This is a genomic window from Corticimicrobacter sp. (assembly GCF_040137905.1).
GTDB lineage: Bacteria > Pseudomonadota > Gammaproteobacteria > Burkholderiales > Burkholderiaceae_B > Corticimicrobacter.
Window position 1 is genome coordinate 15,122 of record NZ_JBEFDG010000020.1, and the last position, 18,671, is coordinate 33,792.

20 protein-coding genes and 1 tRNA gene are annotated in these 18,671 nt (G+C 62.0%); 11 read left to right on the forward strand and 10 right to left on the reverse strand.

All coding sequences use genetic code 11. The features are described from left to right. The first annotated feature begins 109 nt into the window (after positions 1-109). Positions 110-1,069 carry a 2-hydroxyacid dehydrogenase gene (locus ABN482_RS02535; protein WP_349502516.1) on the forward strand — a complete coding sequence of 320 codons (960 nt, stop codon included), beginning with the start codon at positions 110-112 and terminating at the stop codon, positions 1,067-1,069. Between the two features lie 44 nt (positions 1,070-1,113). Here the strand turns inward: ABN482_RS02535 and ABN482_RS02540 are convergent, their stop codons facing one another. Beyond that, positions 1,114-1,404 (reverse strand): DUF3579 domain-containing protein, encoded by a 291-nt coding sequence (locus tag ABN482_RS02540; protein ID WP_349502517.1) that lies wholly within the window; start codon positions 1,402-1,404, stop codon positions 1,114-1,116. 154 nt (positions 1,405-1,558) lie between these two features. Here ABN482_RS02540 and ABN482_RS02545 point away from each other — a divergent pair, with 154 nt between their 5' ends. From ABN482_RS02545 to ABN482_RS02565, 5 genes are all read left to right on the forward strand, one after another. Beyond that, positions 1,559-2,734 (forward strand): aspartate aminotransferase family protein, encoded by a 1,176-nt coding sequence (locus tag ABN482_RS02545; RefSeq protein ID WP_349502518.1) that lies wholly within the window; start codon positions 1,559-1,561, stop codon positions 2,732-2,734. Positions 2,735-2,799: 65 nt separating this feature from the next. Then, on the forward strand, positions 2,800-3,744 hold the full coding sequence (argF, locus tag ABN482_RS02550) for an ornithine carbamoyltransferase (protein WP_349502519.1): 945 nt from the start codon (positions 2,800-2,802) through the stop codon (positions 3,742-3,744). A gap of 157 nt (positions 3,745-3,901) precedes the next feature. Beyond that, positions 3,902-5,239, forward strand: coding sequence for an argininosuccinate synthase (argG, locus tag ABN482_RS02555; protein ID WP_349502520.1), 1,338 nt, complete (start codon positions 3,902-3,904; stop codon positions 5,237-5,239). 6 nt (positions 5,240-5,245) lie between these two features. Beyond that, positions 5,246-6,124 (forward strand): NAD-dependent epimerase/dehydratase family protein, encoded by an 879-nt coding sequence (locus ABN482_RS02560; RefSeq protein ID WP_349502521.1) that lies wholly within the window; start codon positions 5,246-5,248, stop codon positions 6,122-6,124. Further along, the gene (locus ABN482_RS02565; protein WP_349502522.1) at positions 6,121-6,762 is read left to right on the forward strand and encodes a tRNA-uridine aminocarboxypropyltransferase; all 642 of its coding nucleotides are present in this window, start codon (positions 6,121-6,123) and stop codon (positions 6,760-6,762) included. Before ABN482_RS02560 ends, ABN482_RS02565 begins: the two co-directional genes overlap by 4 nt. A gap of 107 nt (positions 6,763-6,869) precedes the next feature. Here the strand turns inward: ABN482_RS02565 and ABN482_RS02570 are convergent, their stop codons facing one another. The 5 genes from ABN482_RS02570 to ABN482_RS02590 all read right to left on the reverse strand — a co-directional run bounded on the left by ABN482_RS02570 (position 6,870) and on the right by ABN482_RS02590 (position 11,197). Next, positions 6,870-7,985, reverse strand: a complete 1,116-nt coding sequence (locus ABN482_RS02570; RefSeq protein ID WP_349502523.1) for a sensor histidine kinase — start codon at positions 7,983-7,985, stop codon at positions 6,870-6,872. Then, positions 7,963-8,649, reverse strand: coding sequence for a response regulator (locus ABN482_RS02575; protein WP_349502524.1), 687 nt, complete (start codon positions 8,647-8,649; stop codon positions 7,963-7,965). Before ABN482_RS02575 ends, ABN482_RS02570 begins: the two co-directional genes overlap by 23 nt. 172 nt (positions 8,650-8,821) lie before the next feature. Then, positions 8,822-9,277, reverse strand: coding sequence for an ExbD/TolR family protein (locus ABN482_RS02580; RefSeq protein WP_349502525.1), 456 nt, complete (start codon positions 9,275-9,277; stop codon positions 8,822-8,824). Then, on the reverse strand, positions 9,277-10,353 hold the full coding sequence (locus ABN482_RS02585) for a MotA/TolQ/ExbB proton channel family protein (protein WP_502877222.1): 1,077 nt from the start codon (positions 10,351-10,353) through the stop codon (positions 9,277-9,279). Before ABN482_RS02585 ends, ABN482_RS02580 begins: the two co-directional genes overlap by 1 nt. Positions 10,354-10,357: 4 nt before the next feature. Further along, positions 10,358-11,197 (reverse strand): energy transducer TonB, encoded by an 840-nt coding sequence (locus ABN482_RS02590; RefSeq protein ID WP_349502526.1) that lies wholly within the window; start codon positions 11,195-11,197, stop codon positions 10,358-10,360. 255 nt (positions 11,198-11,452) lie between these two features. Between ABN482_RS02590 and ABN482_RS02595 the strand changes: the two genes are divergently transcribed. Continuing rightward, positions 11,453-12,070, forward strand: a complete 618-nt coding sequence (locus tag ABN482_RS02595) for a hypothetical protein (protein WP_349502527.1) — start codon at positions 11,453-11,455, stop codon at positions 12,068-12,070. Beyond that, entirely contained in the window at positions 12,067-13,377 is a 1,311-nt protein-coding gene (locus ABN482_RS02600) for a glutathionylspermidine synthase family protein (protein WP_349502528.1), read from the forward strand. The genes ABN482_RS02595 and ABN482_RS02600 overlap by 4 nt, the downstream gene beginning before the upstream one ends. A gap of 59 nt (positions 13,378-13,436) precedes the next feature. Here ABN482_RS02600 and ABN482_RS02605 read toward each other — a convergent pair whose 3' ends face one another. The 4 genes from ABN482_RS02605 to ABN482_RS02620 form a co-directional block, all read right to left on the reverse strand. Further along, the gene (locus ABN482_RS02605; protein ID WP_349502529.1) at positions 13,437-13,856 is read right to left on the reverse strand and encodes a bactofilin family protein; all 420 of its coding nucleotides are present in this window, start codon (positions 13,854-13,856) and stop codon (positions 13,437-13,439) included. 60 nt (positions 13,857-13,916) lie between these two features. Continuing rightward, on the reverse strand, positions 13,917-14,312 hold the full coding sequence (locus tag ABN482_RS02610) for a hypothetical protein (RefSeq protein WP_349502530.1): 396 nt from the start codon (positions 14,310-14,312) through the stop codon (positions 13,917-13,919). Positions 14,313-14,322: 10 nt separating this feature from the next. Beyond that, a complete protein-coding gene (locus tag ABN482_RS02615; RefSeq protein WP_349502531.1) occupies positions 14,323-15,279 on the reverse strand; it encodes a M23 family metallopeptidase in 957 nt (318 codons plus the stop codon). A 385-nt stretch (positions 15,280-15,664) separates the two neighbouring features. Continuing rightward, positions 15,665-15,741 (reverse strand) — tRNA-Met (locus tag ABN482_RS02620). A 151-nt stretch (positions 15,742-15,892) separates the two neighbouring features. Between ABN482_RS02620 and ABN482_RS02625 the strand changes: the two genes are divergently transcribed. The 3 genes from ABN482_RS02625 to ABN482_RS02635 all read left to right on the forward strand — a co-directional run bounded on the left by ABN482_RS02625 (position 15,893) and on the right by ABN482_RS02635 (position 18,658). Continuing rightward, positions 15,893-16,321 carry a LexA family protein gene (locus tag ABN482_RS02625; RefSeq protein WP_349502532.1) on the forward strand — a complete coding sequence of 143 codons (429 nt, stop codon included), beginning with the start codon at positions 15,893-15,895 and terminating at the stop codon, positions 16,319-16,321. Further along, entirely contained in the window at positions 16,282-17,580 is a 1,299-nt protein-coding gene (locus ABN482_RS02630; RefSeq protein ID WP_349502533.1) for a Y-family DNA polymerase, read from the forward strand. Before ABN482_RS02625 ends, ABN482_RS02630 begins: the two co-directional genes overlap by 40 nt. 70 nt (positions 17,581-17,650) lie before the next feature. Further along, complete coding sequence (locus ABN482_RS02635) at positions 17,651-18,658, forward strand: endonuclease (RefSeq protein ID WP_349502534.1); 1,008 nt, start codon at positions 17,651-17,653, stop codon at positions 18,656-18,658. Positions 18,659-18,671: the final 13 nt, after the last annotated feature.

Sequence of the window (18,671 nt, forward strand, 5' to 3'; positions counted from 1 at the left end):
TCCCTTTCCGTCCCTGACGGATGCCGTATGAAGCCCCTCCCTACCAGAGGGGCTTTTGCTATTTGCCTGATCGTGCCACACTTGGGTTTTCAACCCGGATCGCATCATCATGGCACCCGCATCAAAACCCCGCATCGTCCAGATCGGGCCGCTCAGCGGCTCGCCCGTCGCCCAACCGCTGATCGACGCCCATTTCGAGCCTTTCCGACTCTGGGAAGAGGCTGATCCCGTCACAGCCCTTCAGGAAAAGGCCGGCGACATCACCGCCATCGTCACGACAGCCAACCACGGCTGCACGCGCCAGATCATGGAGGCCATGCCGGCACTCAAGGCAATCTGCAGCTGGGGCGTCGGCTATGACTCCATCGACATCGCCGCCGCACGCGAGCGTGGCGTGCTGGTCAGCAACACGCCCGATGTACTGACCGATTGCGTGGCCGACACAGCCTGGGGACTGATGATCGCCGCATCGCGCCGCATCGCCCAGGGAGATCGCTTCGTGCGTGAAGGACACTGGGGCCAGGTACATGGCAGCTTTCCCCTGGGCAACCGCGTCAGTGGCAAGAAACTCGGCATCCTGGGGCTGGGTCGCATCGGCGAAGCCATTGCCAGGCGAGGCCAGGGTTTCGACATGGATATCCGCTACCACAACCGCCATGCACGCAACGATGTGCCCTGGACATACGCTGACAGTCTTGTCTCGCTCGCGGCCTGGGCCGATTTCCTGGTGATTGCCACTGTTGGCGGTGCCGGCACGCAGCACCTGGTCAATGCACCGGTGCTCGAGGCACTCGGCCCGGACGGCATCCTGGTCAATATCTCGCGTGGCAGCGTCGTCGATGAAGCGGCCCTGATCCAGGCGCTGCAACAGGGAAAACTGCGATCCGCCGGCCTGGACGTGTTCGAGCACGAACCCCAGGTACCTGCCGCGCTGCGCGCACTCGACAACGTGGTGCTGCTACCGCACATCGCCAGCGCCACTCACGAAACCCGTGCCGCCATGGCCGAGCTGGTCCTGCACAACCTGCAGGCATTCTTCGAGACAGGCAAGGTGCTGACACCCGTCTGAATCCTGTCAGCCCAATGAGAAAGGAGCCCTGACGGGCTCCTTTCTCATTCCAGCTCGCCTTCGATGGTCAGGCTATTGTCGCGAGCAAACTCGATCACGAATTTCCATGCCAGCGGCTCCAGCGCACGCAGGCGATGATCGACCACGACGCAGTTGACACCATTGATCACGCGCGGCACAGCATAGGGAGAATAGGTCAGATGGCTGCCGGCACACCCTGCCGGACGGAACTGGGACATGACACCGGCCAGTCGCTCGGCCCAGTCGCTGGGCCTGAAACGATGCCCCGCCAGTGTCGTACCATGAATGATCAATTGCCGCGCTTGTTCTGTCATAGCCACTCTTTTGCAGTCGGGCGACGGAAATAACGATAGCTGCGCGAAGAATGCGCAGTTCCTGTGTCGTCCGCGTAGCGAATTGTATATGATTAGAGTTTTCCTGAAAGCCCGATCAGGCTTTCTTTCAACGTCCTGCCTGGAGCATTGAGGTATGTCATCTCCCCTAGCCAATATCTACGCCCGCCTTCCCATTTCCTTCACCCACGGTGAAGGAGTCTGGCTCTGGGACGAGCATGGCCGACGATACCTCGACGGCCTGGCTGGGATCGGCGTTTCCTGCCTGGGGCATGCACACCCGCGCCTGGTCTCGGCCATCGCCGAGCAGGCCGCGCGCGTGATCCACACGTCCAACATCTACGAAGTGCCGCAGCAGACGGCGCTGGCCGAACGCATTGCCATGCTGTCCGGCATGCAGGAAGTCGCGTTCTGCAACAGCGGTTCCGAGGCCAACGAGATCGCCATCAAGCTGGCCCGTCTCTACGGCCACCAGAACGGCAACGAACACGCCCACATCATCACGCTGGACTCGGCCTGGCATGGCCGCACGCTGGCGACCCTGGCCGCCACCAGCAGCGCCAAGGCCAGCAAGGGCTTCACGCCCCTGCCCACCGGCTTCATCCACGTACCGCAGAACGACTTGCAGGCCATCGTCGATGCGGCCACTGCCGAGCCCCGCGTCAATGCCATCCTGCTTGAAGTCCTGCAAGGCGAAGGCGGCATCCGCGAAAGCCACCTCGACTACCTGCGCGCCGTGCGCAAGCTGTGCGACGAGCGCGGCTGGCTGCTGATGATCGACGAAGTCCAGTCCGGCGTCGGCCGTACCGGCAAGTGGTTTGCCCACCAGTGGGCCGATATCCGTCCCGATGTCATGACCCTCGCCAAGGGCCTGGCCGGTGGCGTGCCCATCGGCGCAGTAGTACTGGCCGGCAAGGCCGCAGGCGTGTTCGGCCCTGGCAACCACGGCAGTACCTTCGGCGGCAACCCGCTGGTCTGTGCCGCTGGCCTGGCCGTGCTGTCGGCCCTGGAAGAAGAGCAACTGCTCGAGAACGCCGCCCAGGTCGGCACCTACCTCAAGGAAGCGCTGGGCCAGGCACTGGCCGGCACCGCTGGCGTCATCGAAGTCCGAGGGCGTGGCCTGATGCTGGGTATCGAACTGGATCGCCCCTGCGGCATTCTGGTTGCCAAGGCCGCCGAGGCAGGCCTGCTGATCAACGTCACCCGCGACAAGGTCGTGCGCCTGCTGCCTCCGCTCATCCTGAAGCGCGAGGAAGCCGACCACATCGTCGCCACCCTGGTGCCGCTGATCAAGGACTTTCTCGCCGCCTGAAAACCGTACGCCCGATATCCCGCCCTGGCAGCAGGGCGGGACACGCTACCGAAGGATTCATTGCCATGACACCTCCCGCACCCTCGCAAGCCGCACCGCTGCGGCATTTTCTCCAGTTGCGCGATTTTTCGGCCGACGAGATCCGCTACGTGCTGGCCCGTGCCGCACTGATCAAGAACAAGTTCAAGCGCTACCAGCCCCACCATACGCTGCATGACCGCACCCTGGCGCTGGTATTCGAAAAAGCCAGCACCCGCACGCGCGTCTCGTTCGAAGCCGGCATGTACCAGCTTGGCGGTTCAGTCATCCACCTGACCACCAACGACTCGCAGCTGGGTCGCTCGGAACCCATCGAGGATACTGCCCGCGTCGTCTCGCGCATGGTCGACATCGTCATGATCCGCACTTTCGAGCAGACCCGTATCGAACGCTTCGCGGCGCACTCGCGCGTGCCGGTCATCAACGGTCTGACCAACGAGTTCCACCCCTGCCAGATCCTGGCCGACATCATGACCTTCATCGAGTATCGCGGCGACATCGCCGGCAAGACGGTGGCCTGGATCGGTGATGCCAACAACATGTCGTACACCTGGCTGCAGGCGGCAGAACTGCTCGGCTTCACCCTGCATGTATCTACCCCCGAGGGCTACCGTCTCGACCACGAACGCATCGGCCACCCCGATCCCAAGGTGCTGCGCGAATTCGACAATCCCGAGCAGGCCTGCCAGGGTGCGCATCTGGTCACGACCGATGTCTGGACCAGCATGGGCTACGAGCAGGAAAACGACATCCGTCGCGCCGCTTTCAAGGACTGGTGCGTGGACGCCGAGATGATGGCCGCTGCCGCTGCCGATGCCATCTTCATGCATTGCCTGCCGGCCCATCGCGGCGAGGAAGTCACCGGCGATGTGATCGACGGCCCGCAAAGCGTGGTCTGGGACGAGGCCGAAAACCGCCTGCATGTCCAGAAGGCGCTGATGGAGTTCCTGCTGCTCGGCCAGCAGAACTGACAGAGCCTGCCGTGCCGCCCGCAACGGGGCAGCACGGCACAAACGCGCTAAAATCACGGGTTGACGCTAGGCTTGTCACGATTCACATGGACAGCCGCACCGACAGGTTCATCCTGCCCGCATTCATTTTTTCGAATTTCATCAGGCTAAGAGCATTATGAGCACCATTCTTCCGCATCTTCCCGCCGGCCAGAAGGTCGGTATCGCTTTTTCCGGCGGCCTCGACACCAGCGCCGCCATTCTCTGGATGCGCAACAACGGTGCCATCCCTTACGCCTACACGGCCAACCTGGGTCAGCCCGATGAATCCGACTACGATTCGATCCCCCAGCGCGCCAAGGCCTACGGCGCTGAAGATGCCCGCCTGATCGACTGCCGCAGCCAGTTGGCAGCCGAAGGGATTGCCGCCCTGCAATGTGGTGCCTTCCACATTTCCACAGGTGGCATTACCTACTTCAACACCACACCGCTGGGGCGCGCCGTGACCGGCACCATGCTGGTCGCCGCCATGCAGCAGGACGACGTCCACATCTGGGGTGACGGCAGCACCTTCAAGGGCAACGACATCGAGCGTTTCTACCGCTACGGCCTGCTCACCAATCCCCAGTTGCGTATCTACAAGCCCTGGCTGGATCAGGCCTTCATCGACGAACTCGGCGGCCGTTCGGAAATGTCGGCATACATGCAGCAGCATGGTTTCGACTACAAGATGTCGGCGGAAAAGGCCTACTCGACCGATTCCAACATGCTGGGCGCCACCCATGAAGCCAAGGATCTCGAATACCTGAGTGCCGGCGTGAAGATCGTCCAGCCGATCATGGGCGTGGCCTTCTGGCGCGACGATGTCGAGGTCAAGCCCGAAACCGTGACTGTCCGCTTCGAGGAAGGCCAGCCGGTCGCACTCAATGGCCAGACCTTCGCCAACCCGGTCGAGCTGTTCCTGGAAGCCAACCGCATCGGTGGCCGCCACGGCCTGGGCATGAGCGACCAGATCGAGAACCGCATCATCGAGGCCAAGAGCCGCGGCATCTACGAAGCCCCGGGCATGGCACTGCTGCACATTGCCTACGAGCGCCTGGTGACCGGCATCCACAACGAAGATACCATCGAGCAGTATCGCATCAACGGCCTGCGCCTGGGCCGTCTGCTGTACCAGGGCCGCTGGTTCGACCCTCAGGCCATCATGCTGCGCGAAACCGCACAGCGCTGGGTGGCCCGCGCCATCACCGGCGAAGTCACGCTCGAACTGCGTCGCGGCAACGACTACTCGATCCTCAACACCGAGTCGCCCAACCTGACCTACATGCCCGAGCGCCTGACCATGGAAAAGGGTGAGTCCAGCTTCTCGCCGCAGGACCGCATCGGCCAGCTCACCATGCGCAACCTGGATATCATCGACACCCGCGCCAAGCTGTTCACCTATGTCGAAACAGGCCTGCTGTCGGCCAGTGGCAATGCCCCGCTGCCGCAACTCAAGCACGACAGCGACAAGTAAAGGCATATGGCGGCCCGCAAGACGCTGCTGCTGGCAGGTGCCGGCGATCTGGCACAGCGGGCTGCCGGCCATTTCCTGGCGCGTTTTCCCAACGCAAGGGTCATCGGCGTGCGCCGCCAGCCGCCACCCACAGCCGGCCATATCGAATGGCTGGCAGGCGACCTGACCGACCCGGCCTGCATTGCAGCATTACCTAGCGGCATAACCCATATTCTCTACACCGCCACCCCGGATGCACGTGATGCCGACGCCTACCGGCGCATCTTCATCACGGCACCGGACATACTGCTGGCAGGACTCGATGCAACAGCGCTCGAACGCCTGCTCTTCGTTTCTTCCACTGCCGTCTATGCGGACGACTGCATGGATACGACCGCAGCACCAGCCTGGACCGACGAGCAGACACAGGCAGAACCCGACAGCTTCAATGGACAGATCCTGCTGGAAGCCGAACAGCACTTCCAGCAACAGCTCCCTGCCCGTACCGTCACGCTGCGCTGTGCCGGCCTGTATGGCCCCGGACGCACGCACTTGCTGCGTCGACTGCTGGCAGGCCATGCACACGTTCCCCCCGTGGCACGGCCACGCTGGATCAACCGTATCCATATCGAAGATGCCGCGCGCGCCTGCGTGCATCTCCTGGCACTGCCCGAGGCTGCATCCTGCTATATCGGCAGCGATGGACAACCGCAATCCATGCGGACCTTCTATGAAGCACTGGCGTCCATGCTCGGCGCACCCGCACCTGCCGAAGATGCACAACCGCATACCTGCGGCAAGCGTCTGTCGAATGCCCGCTTGCTTGCCAGCGGCTTCGAATTGCACTGGCCCGATCCCCTGGCAGCCTACGCCTTGCAGATCAAGGCCCTGCACACGCCGCAATGACAGCACCAACACGGCCACGCTGCGCGCGCTGCCAGCGACCTGCCTCGCACTGTCTCTGTCGGCATATCCATCCAGTATCACACCGGACAACCATCCTGATTCTGCAGCACCCTGACGAGCAGCATCATCCACTGAATACGGCCCGTCTGGCGGCATTGGCGCTGGAACGGGCCGACATCAGGATTGGCCACAGCTTCGAGGACCTGCCACAGAGGCTGGCACGGGCGCGTGCCCCCTGTCTGCTGTTTCCCGGCTCGCAGGCCATGACACTACCTGCTTCCAGTACCGGCCAAATGTGCCCGGCCACCTGGCCGGATCTGCTGGTCGTGCCAGACGGCACATGGCGCCAGGCTGGCCGCCTGGTCCGTTCCCACACATTGCTGGAAAACCTGCCACGCCTGGTGCTGCCGGAAGGCATCCCATCACGCTATCGACTGCGACGTGCAATTCGACCTGGCGCGGTCAGCACACTGGAAGCCATCGTACGAACGCTCGAGATTTTCGAGCCCGATGTGGATTTCCAGCCTGTACTGCATCTTTTCGATGTCATGATCGAGCAACAGATCGAGTCCATGGGCGAGGCCGCCTATGCGCGTCATCTCGCCCTGCAGGCCGCAGCCAGGGGTGCCTCACACTGAGGCGATCGCATTCAGTCCTGGCAAAGACGCAGGCCCGAGTCATACCTGCAATTACCTGCATGCGTTTTGCAGTGACCGTGCCACGCCAAAATGGCTGGCTGTATGCCTCAAGCGGCGCTGGATACCGCGCCGCGTGTCAGCCGGGCACCGATGCGTGGCCCGGGAAACACGATCACCACCCGCAGCCCACGCCCGCCGCTGCCGCTCTCCAGGCGGCACCAGCCGCCATGCGCCTGGGCAATCTCACGCACGATGGCAAGGCCGAGCCCTGCACCGCCAGACGTGCTGGCCGGCACGCGATAGAACGCCTCGAAGGCTCTTTTCTGGTCCTGCTCGCCCATGCCGGGCCCATCATCCTCGATGATCAGAGAAGGCGGGGCATGCCCCACCCCCAGACGGATCAAGCCTGGCCGGGCACCATAGCGCAATGCGTTGTCCAGGACATTGCCGATCAGTTCAGCCAGCAGAACTGCATCACCATCGATCCAGACCGGTGTGACCGGCGCATCCAGCTCCAGCGCGACCGATTGCGCATAGGCACGCGGCACCCATTCCATACCCACATTGCGGACCTCTTCCGCCAGGTCGAGACGCATGAAGGCATCCTGTGGACGGGTTCCGGGATCAGCCCGTGCCAACACCAGCAATTGCTGCCCCAACCGGATCATGCGATCGGTAGACTGCTTGATCCGCATCACACGGGCCTGGATATCGTCGTTCAGGGGCTGTTCGAGCAGGAGCTCGGACTCCAGTTTCAAACCAGTCAGGGGCGTGCGCAACTGATGAGCGGCATGGCCGACAAAGCGGCGCTGGGCCTGAACGGAAGCCTCCAGGCGGCCCAGCAGGTCATTGGTATGGACTACCAGTGGCGCAATCTCGCGAGGCACCTGATCCACGTCGAGCGCCTGGAGATCCTCGATGGAGCGGCTGCGCAACTCGTCGGACAGCCTATAGACACCACGCAGCCCGGAGCGGATGCCGGAGATCACCAGCCCAAAAAACAGCAGCATCAGCGCCACCTGGCCCGCCACCATGACCCAGAATATCTCGTCGAGCTGCCAGGTTTCGAGATCGACCTGATGCGTGATCAACCAGGTAGCGCCCAGATCAAGTGCCGTCAGCAGCAACACCGCCGGCAGCAGGCGCACACTGAGATGCCGTACCAGCGTACGCCGCCCCATGCGGGCCCGCCAGGCCGGTTCAGCCTGCTGCGGCCTCATCATCCGCGACATTGAGCATGTAGCCGAAGCCACGTATGGTCTGGATCGACACCGGCAGCGCATCCAGGCGCTTGCGCAGGCGGTAGATATAGACCTCCACCGCATTTTCGCTGAAATCGGTATCCCAGGCAGACAGGGAATTGACGATCTGCTGCTTGGTCACGACACGGCCGCTGCGCATCATCAGCATTTCGAGTACCGAGAATTCGCGTGCCGACAGGGCAAGACGCTCGCCCTCGGCAGTGATTTCACGATTGACGCTATCGAGCCAGAGCGGCCCCGCCTGAACACGAGACAGGGCCTGCTGGCTCTGCCGACGCGCAAAGACCCGGACACGGGCGGCCAGTTCGGGCAGATCGAACGGCTTGACCAGGTAATCGTCAGCGCCGCAATCCAACCCTGCCACCCGTTCATTGACGCCATCGCGCGCCGTCAGGATCAGTACCGGCACCATGACGGCCTGGCTGCGCATCTGTGACAGAAGCACCAGCCCATCGGTGTCCGGCAGGTTGAGATCCAGCAGCACCAGGTCGTAGGCCTGCAGCGTCAGGGTTTCGATCACCTGTCGCCCTTCGGTCAGCCAGTCCACGGCATAGCCCTGCCCTTTCAGGAACTCGTCCAGAGCCCGGCCCAGCACCGCATCGTCTTCAATCAGGAGCACTCTCATAACGCGCATTCTAGCGCAGGAGTCGCCACTGTTCAGCGATTGCGACAAGACAACAGAAAGACTTCCACGGCAGGCATGGCGACACGATGCAACCTCATTGAAACGGCCCCCTCCATCATGTCGATGGCAGGGGGCCGAAAGCGACTTCAAGTGTCGCAGGATGATTGCGGAATCAGGGTGCAGCCACCTCGGGAGCCGGCTCCGAAGGACGCGGCTGGGTAATGAAGCCGATCCGCTTCATGCCGGCACGCTTGGCCGAAGACATCACGTCGGCCAGGATTTCGTAGCGGGTATTGAGGTCGGCACGGATGCGGATCTCGGGCTGTGGCTTTTCACTGGTGATGGCGGCGAACCGGTTGAACAGCGCCGGCATCTCGATGGGCTCCTCGTTCCAGAATATCTGGCCGGAAGCATCGATGGCCAGGTCGAGCGTGACCGGATCTTCCTCGATCTGCTCGGCACTGGCCTGCGGCAGGTTGATCTTGATGGAGTGCGCCAGCAACGGTGCCGTGATGATGAAGATGACCAGCAGCACCAGCATGACGTCGATCAGCGGCACCATGTTGATTTCCGACATGGTGTGGCCACCACCTCCCTGGCCCTTGTTGTCGAAGCCGCCGAAAGCCATTATTGCTCCCCTTGCGAGACCGAGGGTGCCGCTGCCAGGGCGGCTGCGCCCTTGGTTTCACCATCACGGCGCGCCTGCTTGGATACCTTGCCGTTGCCGTTGCCGGTCGTCTGCTGCTGCTGATGGCCGGTCGTGATGAAAGTGAACAGGTCGTAGGCGAACGTATCGAGGTTGGCCAACAGCACGCGATTGCCACGCACGAACGTGTTGTAGGCCAGTACCGCCGGAATGGCGACCGCCAGACCCAGGCCGGTCATGATCAGCGCCTCGCCCACGGGGCCGGCAATGCGGTTGATGGTGACGCCATCGGCCAGACCGATGCCGACCAGCGCGTGATATACGCCCCAGACCGTACCGAACAACCCGACGAACGGCGCAGTCGAACCAACCGACGCCAGCACCGTCAGGCCGTTTTCGAGCTTGGCCGTCTCTTCATCGATGACCTTGCGCATGGTGCGGGTCACGAACTCACGCTTGGAACCGGCCTCTTCCAGCTTCTTGGCACCGTATTTGACGTGATGCTCGCCAGCGTGGATGGCATGGCTGGCCAGATGCGAAAACGGATCGTTGGCACCATGGGTGACGATTTCATTTTCGACCTGTTCCAGCGAGCTGGCATTCCAGAAGGTATTCAGGAATTCCTTGGCACGACGCGACGTGCGCCAGTTGATGATCGCCTTGACGACGATGAGGTACCAGGTCACCAGCGACATCAGAATCAGCACGATGAACAGGAACTTGCCCACCATGTCGCTCTGGCCAACGAAATGCATGAAGCCCATCGACGAGACGGCGGCCTGATCACCCGCCTGGGTGGCTGCAGCCACGGCCAGGTCGGTCACGCTGGTCATCGACGCAGCAGCGGCGTTGGTCGCATCGGCGGCCGGTGCGGCGGCTGCATTGGCGGCATCGATCGCGCTCTGGGCCAGTTGCGTGGTTCCCTCTGCCGAGGTCTGCGGAGCCGTCTGGCTTGCGGCTGCCGCACCGGACGCTGCGGCGGCGGTGTCGGTTGCGGCACCGCTCACGGCAGGCGCCACTTGCGACAGCGCGGTGGTCAGTTGCAAAAATAGAGACATGCTCTCAGTTCCTTAAAACGAAATTGAATGGGATATCGGCCAGCGCCGGGTAGGGGATGCCGTTTTCGGTATAGGGCCGGAAACGCGCCTTGTAGGAAGCATCAAGGGCCGAACGATCAAGCCGGTCATGGCCTGACGAGCGCTGTACGGTCGCCTTGTCGACATAGCCCTCGACATTGATCAGCACACGGACGATGACTTCGCCCTGTTCGCGCCGCTGCAGTGAGGCGCGCGGGTAGACAGGCTCGGGCCGGCGCCCCATGTAGTCCACTCGGCCAATGAGACGGGGCTCGTCATTGGGTTCGCCCTGCGGCCCCTGCGGTGCGCTGGTGCCTTCGGGCGTACCGCTGGGCGGCGTGGCCGAAGCCGGGGCATCCTGGGTTACCAGCTCCTGCGGTACCGGATCAGGCTGCGGCTGGACTACCGGCTGGGGCCGAGGCTGGGGCCTGGGCTTGGGTTTTGGCTTGGGGATGACCGGAGCCGGCTCGGGTTCAGGCTCCGGCTCAGGAATGATTTCGGGCTCCGGCTCAGGCTCGGGTTCCGGCTCGACTTCTTCGGGCTCGGGCTCCGGCTCGGGAGTGACCTCGGGCTGCTCTTCCTGGACGGGGGCTGCCAGCGCAGGCGGGTTTTCGTTTTGCGGACCCAGCACATCCTGTGGATCGGGGCCAAGCTCGACAAAGCGGACCGTCACGGCTTCTGGCTCTTCCAGAATCAGGTGCGTGCTCGACTGGTACAGCAAGGCACCGATGACCGCTGCATGCAGTGCAAGTACGGCGAAACCGGCGCCCACCTTCAGGGGAAGGGATGAGCTTTGCTCTCGATGGGGCGGGGTAAACAGGGGCATGAATCAGCCGTGAAAAAACAACCTGGAAAGCGGTAAGACGGAGCCTATCGCAGCTCCCGGACAATAAAACATAGTAATCCTAATACGAATTATTCGCAAGCAGAATCTTCACGCAATCTTCACATTTCTCAATTCCGGGCAGACTTGTTTGCACTGCCTCATGCAGGCTTGTTTCAATCGCCCTTTCCGTTTGGACAGGGTCATGATGGATGCGTTACAGTTAACGGCTTCAAGTACGACCCTGCGGAGAAACGCATGAAACGCCACACGATTGCCGCCACTCTCACCGGCGCCAGCGTGATCCTGTTGGCCGGCTGCGAACAGAATACGCCCCCCGAAGCCGGCATCAGCCCCGAACAGTTGCAGGCCAGTATCCTGAGTGAGCTCAATGCCGATCAGGCCCAGGCTCGCGAGCTGCTGACCGAGTTGCGCAAGAATGATCCCACGATCCAGGATGTCTATTTCGGCGTGGACGCCAATGGCAACAAGGTCATCAATGTGGCTCGCCAGAACCCCGACGGCAGCATCACGACCTGGCAGTCCGATGCGCTGGCAGAGAAGGTACCCGAATATGCCGACAACGCAGGCAATGGGGGCAGCAGTTTCGTCTCTGGTATGACCGGCGCACTGATGGGCTACATGCTGGGCAGCATGTTCATGAACCGCATGGGCCGGACCCAGAGCTACGGCTCCCCGGCCCAATATGACCAGGCCAAGCAGCAGGGTACCCGCACTTACCAGTCTGCCGTCACCGAAAAGAAGCGCATGTCCTCGTTCGGCTCGGCCGCCTCGCGTGCCTCCCAGCAAACCCGCGCCAGCGGTGCATTCAACTCATCCTCCTCGCGCAGCAACAGCTACGGGGGCGGCGCATGACCGCTGCCATCACGGCGCGGACATACAGCATCGACTTCGACGCGGCCACCCTGCTCTCGCAGGAGTTGCCGCTCACGCATCTGTTCTATACCGATCACGGCCAGCTCAACAGCGAGCTGGCCGATCTGTTTTCATTTCCCATCGCGCACCGGGCAGCCATGCCCTTCTATCTGCTGCAGGAATCCGCCGCCGACGAGATGGCAGCCACCCTCACACGCTATTACGCCATGATGGTCGAGGCCGTACGCGTCCTGCTGACCGGATCGAATGCGCGCATCCGACGCTATTTCGATTGCGACATGATGCAGGCTCACGGCGACATGTTCATCGACTACGCCAGGGCCACCCTGCACAGTCCGGGCCTGGCGGCACAGACACTCTACGGCCGCTTCGATGCTGCCGTGGATCCGGCATCCGGTCGCATCACGGGAATCTATGAGTTCAACGGCAACACCCCCGTCATGCTGTTCGAATCGATCAACCTCGAGAACATCCTGGCAACGGGACTGGGCCATCCACAACGCCAGTTCAACGAATGGTGGCATACCACCATTGCCATGCTGCAGACACGAATGGCGGGCGGCAAGCGGGTCGCCGTGGTCTGCGACACCTCGTTCATCGAAGACATCACCACCTGCGAAACACTGGTACAGCTTTTCGAGGCGGCCGGTTACGACCCTTACCTGGTGGATATCCGCGAGCTGGATTACGACTACCTGATGCCGGAACAGCCTTTCGTCATGAACCAGGCCGGCCTGCGCCCTGACCTGATCTTCATGCTGACGCCCTGGGAAGAAATGGTCATGACCTTTCCCGAGGCCTTTCGCAGCCACCGCAAGTGGTTCGGCCAGGTGTCGTTTATGGAACCGGCCTGGCGCTGGTTTCTCAGCCACAAGGGAATGCTGGTCTTCATCAGTGATCTGTACGACAGCGATCCGGCCTTTGCAGCCCGGCATGCCGGGCTGCCGCACCTGCGTGCAGCCTTCGAGGCCGATGCCATCGGCCCGACCCATGTCGCCAAGCCGGCCCTGGGCCGACTGTCGTCAAACATCAGTATTGTCGAGCAGGGCACGCTGACCGCCGCCAGCGGTGGCAGCTATCAGGACACACCCATGATCCATCAGGCCTACTGTCCACCCGGGCAGGTCGCCGGGCGCAACAATTTCATCCTGGGTGCCTGGATGACATCCCGCCCCAACAGCTTGCTGGCCGATGTCGCGACGCTGTGCTTCAGGGAGTTCGACCAACCGGTGCTCGACCTGCGCAATGAGCGCTTCATCCCGCACCTGCTGACGCCATTGGACTGAATCGGGCTGCCTGGCAAGATACACCCCGGTGTTTCAATGCCATCAGGACAGTGCAAGCATCACCCGGCAGCCGAACCGGCTGCCATCAGATCGATCACCTTGGCTTCCTGCGCAGCCTCGGCCCTTTCCAGACGCCCTTCGACCACTGCACCGCACTCCATCTGCAGTTGCCGATACACGATATTGCCGGTAATCCGGGCATTGGCCTGCAACTCGAGGAAATGCTCGACCACCAGATCACCCGTGATCGTGCCATTGACCACTGCATCATAGACACTGACGCGCCCGATGACGCTGCCCTTGTCACTGATCACGATCAGGTTCTTTTCGCCATCGATGCCGCTGACGTTGCCATCGATGCGCCCATCCACGCGCAGTCCGCCACTGAATGAAATATCACCATTGACCGCAAGATTGTCGGCAATCAGGCTGGACAGCTTGGTCGTTTCCAGCATCCGCTTGCGTTTTTTGTTGAACATGCTGCCTCCCGGCCATTCTCGACCGTCCGTCGTGCGCGGCCCCACCGCGCGGGTTGTCATTCAATTCGTCTTCGGCGGGCTGCTGCCGACCGATTTGAGAAAGGCCAGTTCGGCCTGCGCTTCCTTGAGCTGCTCGCTCAAGGTCGCAATCTGGCGCTCCAGCTCCTGCCGCGTCGCCACTTCTATGTCGTGATCGACACGTGCCTGTTCCAGGGCTTGTTTCAATTGCGCCAATGACGGCTCGGACACGTCCACTGCCAGCGACTCTGCATCCATTGCCATCCAGGGCAAATCAGTACGCCCTTGCGCCCACCAAGCAAAACCGCCCGCAGCCAGCGCCAGGCATAGCAGGCTCCAGCCGAGCATGGCTTTTTTCCTGCCGGGACGCCTGACCGCGAGATCGATGCGCCCTGTACTCAGCGTACGACTATCAGGTTGTGCGGAACCAAACATCATCGACACCTGCCTAGAAACGCGCCAGATAGACCGCCGGATCCACAAACCGTCCATCCCTGAGAATTTCGAAATGCAGATGTGGCCCGGTAGAACGCCCTGAATTGCCGACACGTGCAATTTCCTGGCCCGGCATCACGGCCATGCCGCGACTGACCAGCAGCCGCGATGCGTGCGCATAGCGTGTCACCAGGCCGGCACCATGATCGATCTCGACGGTATGTCCATACTCGCGGCGATAGCCCGCATAGATCACCCGCCCGCCGGCGCTGGCATGGATAGGCGTACCACTGGGCGCAGGAAAATCGACGCCACTGTGGAAAGCCAGCCTCCCCCTGAACGGATCGGTACGATTGCCGAACGTCGATGTCATCCGAAAGCCGGATACAGGCGTGCGCCCCGGAAATGACATATGCGCCAGACTCAATGAGGTCGTCGCAACATCGAGACCGGCCAGCAATGTGGACAGCCGGTCCGCATCATCCTGCATGCGCAGCAACGCAGCAGCCACATCGGGGGAATCATCCGCGCTTGACGCCTCCGCCTGCTCGCTGCCCGAGGAGGACTCGCCCTGCATGGGGCCAGACAATACGGCATCGTTGCCCGGTGCGTCATTTTCAGGCAGCGGTGCCAGCATAGGGCCACCGGAAGGCGATCCCGGCTGGGTCTTGGCCACACGGCCACCCTCGACCTGTTCGCTGCCCTGCATGCGCTCCTGGAATTCCCGGGCGGCACCCAATCGGGCCGCCAGGCTTTGCGCCTCGAGTTCCAGTTGCACCAGCCGGCCCGACAGTTCGCCCACCCGCTCGACCAGCAAGCGGCCATCCTGGGCCACAACGGCCTCTGGCACATTCTGATCCGAATCCGATACGGCCTGCGCGGCGACAGGCTCCACAGGTTCCAGCAAGGCCGGACGCCACAGCCAGCCGATCAACACGCCAAGACCAAGCGCCAGCAGCAATGCAGACACAGTCAGCCCGAGGAAAAAACGGACACTGAGGGTTCTGGTTTTTGATTTTGCCAGGGTTCGGGCGGACAGTATGACGAAAGCCAACTCGTCATCTCCTTGAGAACGCCACCCGCACGGCAGCTGAAACAAAACGGCCTGCAGGCCGGGCGCATCGCTTTCATGAGCAACTGCTCCCGATTATTACTGGTTTTAACCCCTGGGGCAAGGACATATCATGTCGATACATATGCACATTGCGCATATATTCAGAATAACCGACCCGTAAACCGCAGCCATCCTGCGACACGCCCTGCCTGCACACAAGGAAAATCCCGAGCAGCAGCACACAGGCAACGCCAAAACAGAATGGCCTCGATTACCTAGGTAATCGAGGCCATTTCTGAAATGGTTGCGGGGGCAGGATTTGAACCTACGACCTTCGGGTTATGAGCCCGACGAGCTGCCAGACTGCTCCACCCCGCGTCTGTTCTGTACGTCAAAGATGAAATTATGCACTATTGAAATCGGCCCGTCAACTCCATCTTGATTCTTTCATGTAGAAAGCCTTGCTGGGAGACTGGAGCTTTGAAGCAGAAAGCGCAATAATACTGTTTTTATATACAGCACTCAAAACATGATTGCGCCATCTGCTCCATATCTCCATGAAATATGGCAAACCAGTGCCACTGTCCAGTGCGGTTTTCCCAGCCCTGCCGCCGACCATGGTCAGCGTCGCATTGATCTCGCCCGCATCCTGACACCCAACCCCGAAGCCACCTTTCATCTCCGGGCACGAGGTCAGTCCATGCGTGATGCAGGTATTGACGATGGCGACGTACTCATCGTGGACAGGTCGCTTCAGGCGACGCACGGCGACATGGTCGTCGCCGTGATGGAAGGCGAATTCACCGTCAAGCACCTGCATCAGCATCAGGGCAAGGTCATGCTGCGAGCTGCCAATCCCGACTTCGCCGATATCGAGTTGCGCGAAGGCCAGGAACTGCATATCTGGGGAGTCGTCACATGGATCATCAAGGCCGCGCATCGGCACGCATCGCGCTGATCGATGGCAACAGCTTCTATTGCGCCTGTGAAAGAGTCATGCAGCCGGCACTCGCAGGCAAGCCGCTGATCGTGCTCTCCAACAACGATGGCTGCGCCATTGCCCGCAGCCACGAGGCCAAGGCACTCGGCATACGGATGGGCGCACCGTGGTTCAGCATCCGGCACCTGGAATCCCGGGGCCTGGTGGCGCGCTCTGCCAATTTTGCCCTGTACGGTGACATGAGCGATCGCATGATGACCCTGATCGGCCAGTTCGCACCACACCAGGAAATTTATTCCATCGATGAATCCTTCCTCGATCTGAACGGCCTGCCGGGCACCGGGCAGGATATCGGCCAGGCCATCCGCAGTCGCATCGGACAGTGGCTCGGCCTGCCGACCTGCGTCGGCATCGGTGCCAGCAAGACACTGGCCAAGCTGGCCAACCATCTGGCCAAGACCTACCCTGTCCTGCAGGGCGTCTGTGATCTTTGCGACATTGCCCCGGAACGGCGTGATCGGGCACTGGCACTGACGCCCGTCGATGCCGTCTGGGGCATCGGCCGCCGGCTCGCCCCCCGATTGCGGGCCCAGGACATCCACACGGCGCTGGACCTGGCTCGCAGCAATCCCCGAGACCTGCGCAGTGCATTTTCGAGCACCGTGGCCGATACTGCCCGGGAACTGGCCGGAGAGGTCTGCCTGGGCTGGCAGGATCATCCGGAACCGCGCCGTCAGATCCTCTGCTCACGCAGCTTCGGGCAGCCCGTGACCCGGCTCGACGATCTGCTCCAGGCCATCAGCCGCTTCACCAGCCGGGCTGCCGAAAAGCTGCGGAGACAGGGTTCACTGGCCGGCACCCTGCAGGTATTCGCGCGAACCAGCTATTTCAAGCCGGGCCGGCAACACGCCTGCAGCGCCATCCTGCCATTGACGCCCCCCTCCAACCGAACCGACCGCCTGATTGCCGCCGCTCTTGCCGGGCTGCGTGGTGGCTATCGACCCGGCTGCGACTACGCCAAGGCCGGCGTCTGCCTGATGGATATCCAGCCCGCCCATGCCCAGTTCCAGTATGACCTGTTTACACCTGCCGAGTCACCCCGTGCCGACGATAGGACCATGGTGGCGCTGGATCGAATCAATGCCCGCTTCGGTCCTGATACGCTGCAGATTGCCAGCGCCCTGCACGACCGTGACGCCCCCTGGCTGATGCGCCAGGAACGCATGTCGCCACGGGCCACGACCTGCTGGAATGAGTTGATCGAAGTACGCTGTTGATGGCAGTATGCCTGCCCCGTCATCCATCTCTTTCTGTATTGCCCTGATGCCCTGCCTGCCCAGCATTTCAATGCCCACCCTTGCCCACAGACTGTGCCTGCTTCTGCTTGCCGTCTTCCTGCCCTGCACGGCCCTGGCCGCCCCCTCCGACTTCGAACAGGCCAAGATCGAATCCCGCCAGTATGTCTATCATGATCGCAACCAGGGCGCAGGCGGCGATCTCTACTGTGGCTGCGACTGGCGCTGGACCGGTCGCTCGGGCGGACGCATGGAGCCGACCTCATGCGGCTACAGCACGCGTGCCCAGCCCCAGCGGGCCGAACGGCTTGAATGGGAGCACATCGTGCCGGCCAGCAATTTCGGACGGGCCCGCCAATGCTGGCAGCAGGGTGGCCGTGGACACTGCCAACAGACCGACCCGGTATTCAATGCCATGGAAGCCGATATGCACAACCTCACCCCTGTCGTGGGCGAAGTCAATGGCGACCGGCAGAACTTTCCGTTCGGCCCTGTCGCAAACAATCAGGCCGACTATGGTGTCTGTTCTTTTCGAATAGATTTCCGACAGCGCACTGCAGAACCGCCGGACAGCGCCAAGGGGTTGCTGGCGCGGGTCTATTTCTACATGCATGACCGCTACAACCTGCCGATGTCTCGCCAGCAGGCACGCCTGTTGATGTCATGGGATCGCCAGTTCCCGGTCGATGCCGCCGAGCTGGAGCGCGACCAGCGCATCATGGCGCGCATGGGCCACGGCAATCCGTTCGTCAGTGGCGCACGACAATGGTCGGACGACCATCGCAACAGCGGCGAAGGCCTCAGGAATATCGCGCACGGCCATGCCCGGAACACGCCGGCAGGCAGGCCATCAACTGCCTCGCGGCCAAGAGTGGCGCAAGTGGCAGCATCCAGCCATGACAGCACCACCTCGGTACGCGGCAACCGCAGAAGCCAGGTGTATCACCTGCCGCAGGGCTGCCCTGGCTACAGCCGCATGGCGCAGCACAACATCATCGAGTTCGACAATGAAAACGCCGCCCGGGCCGCCGGTTTCAGGCGGGCGGGCGACTGCCGATAAATGAATCGGATCG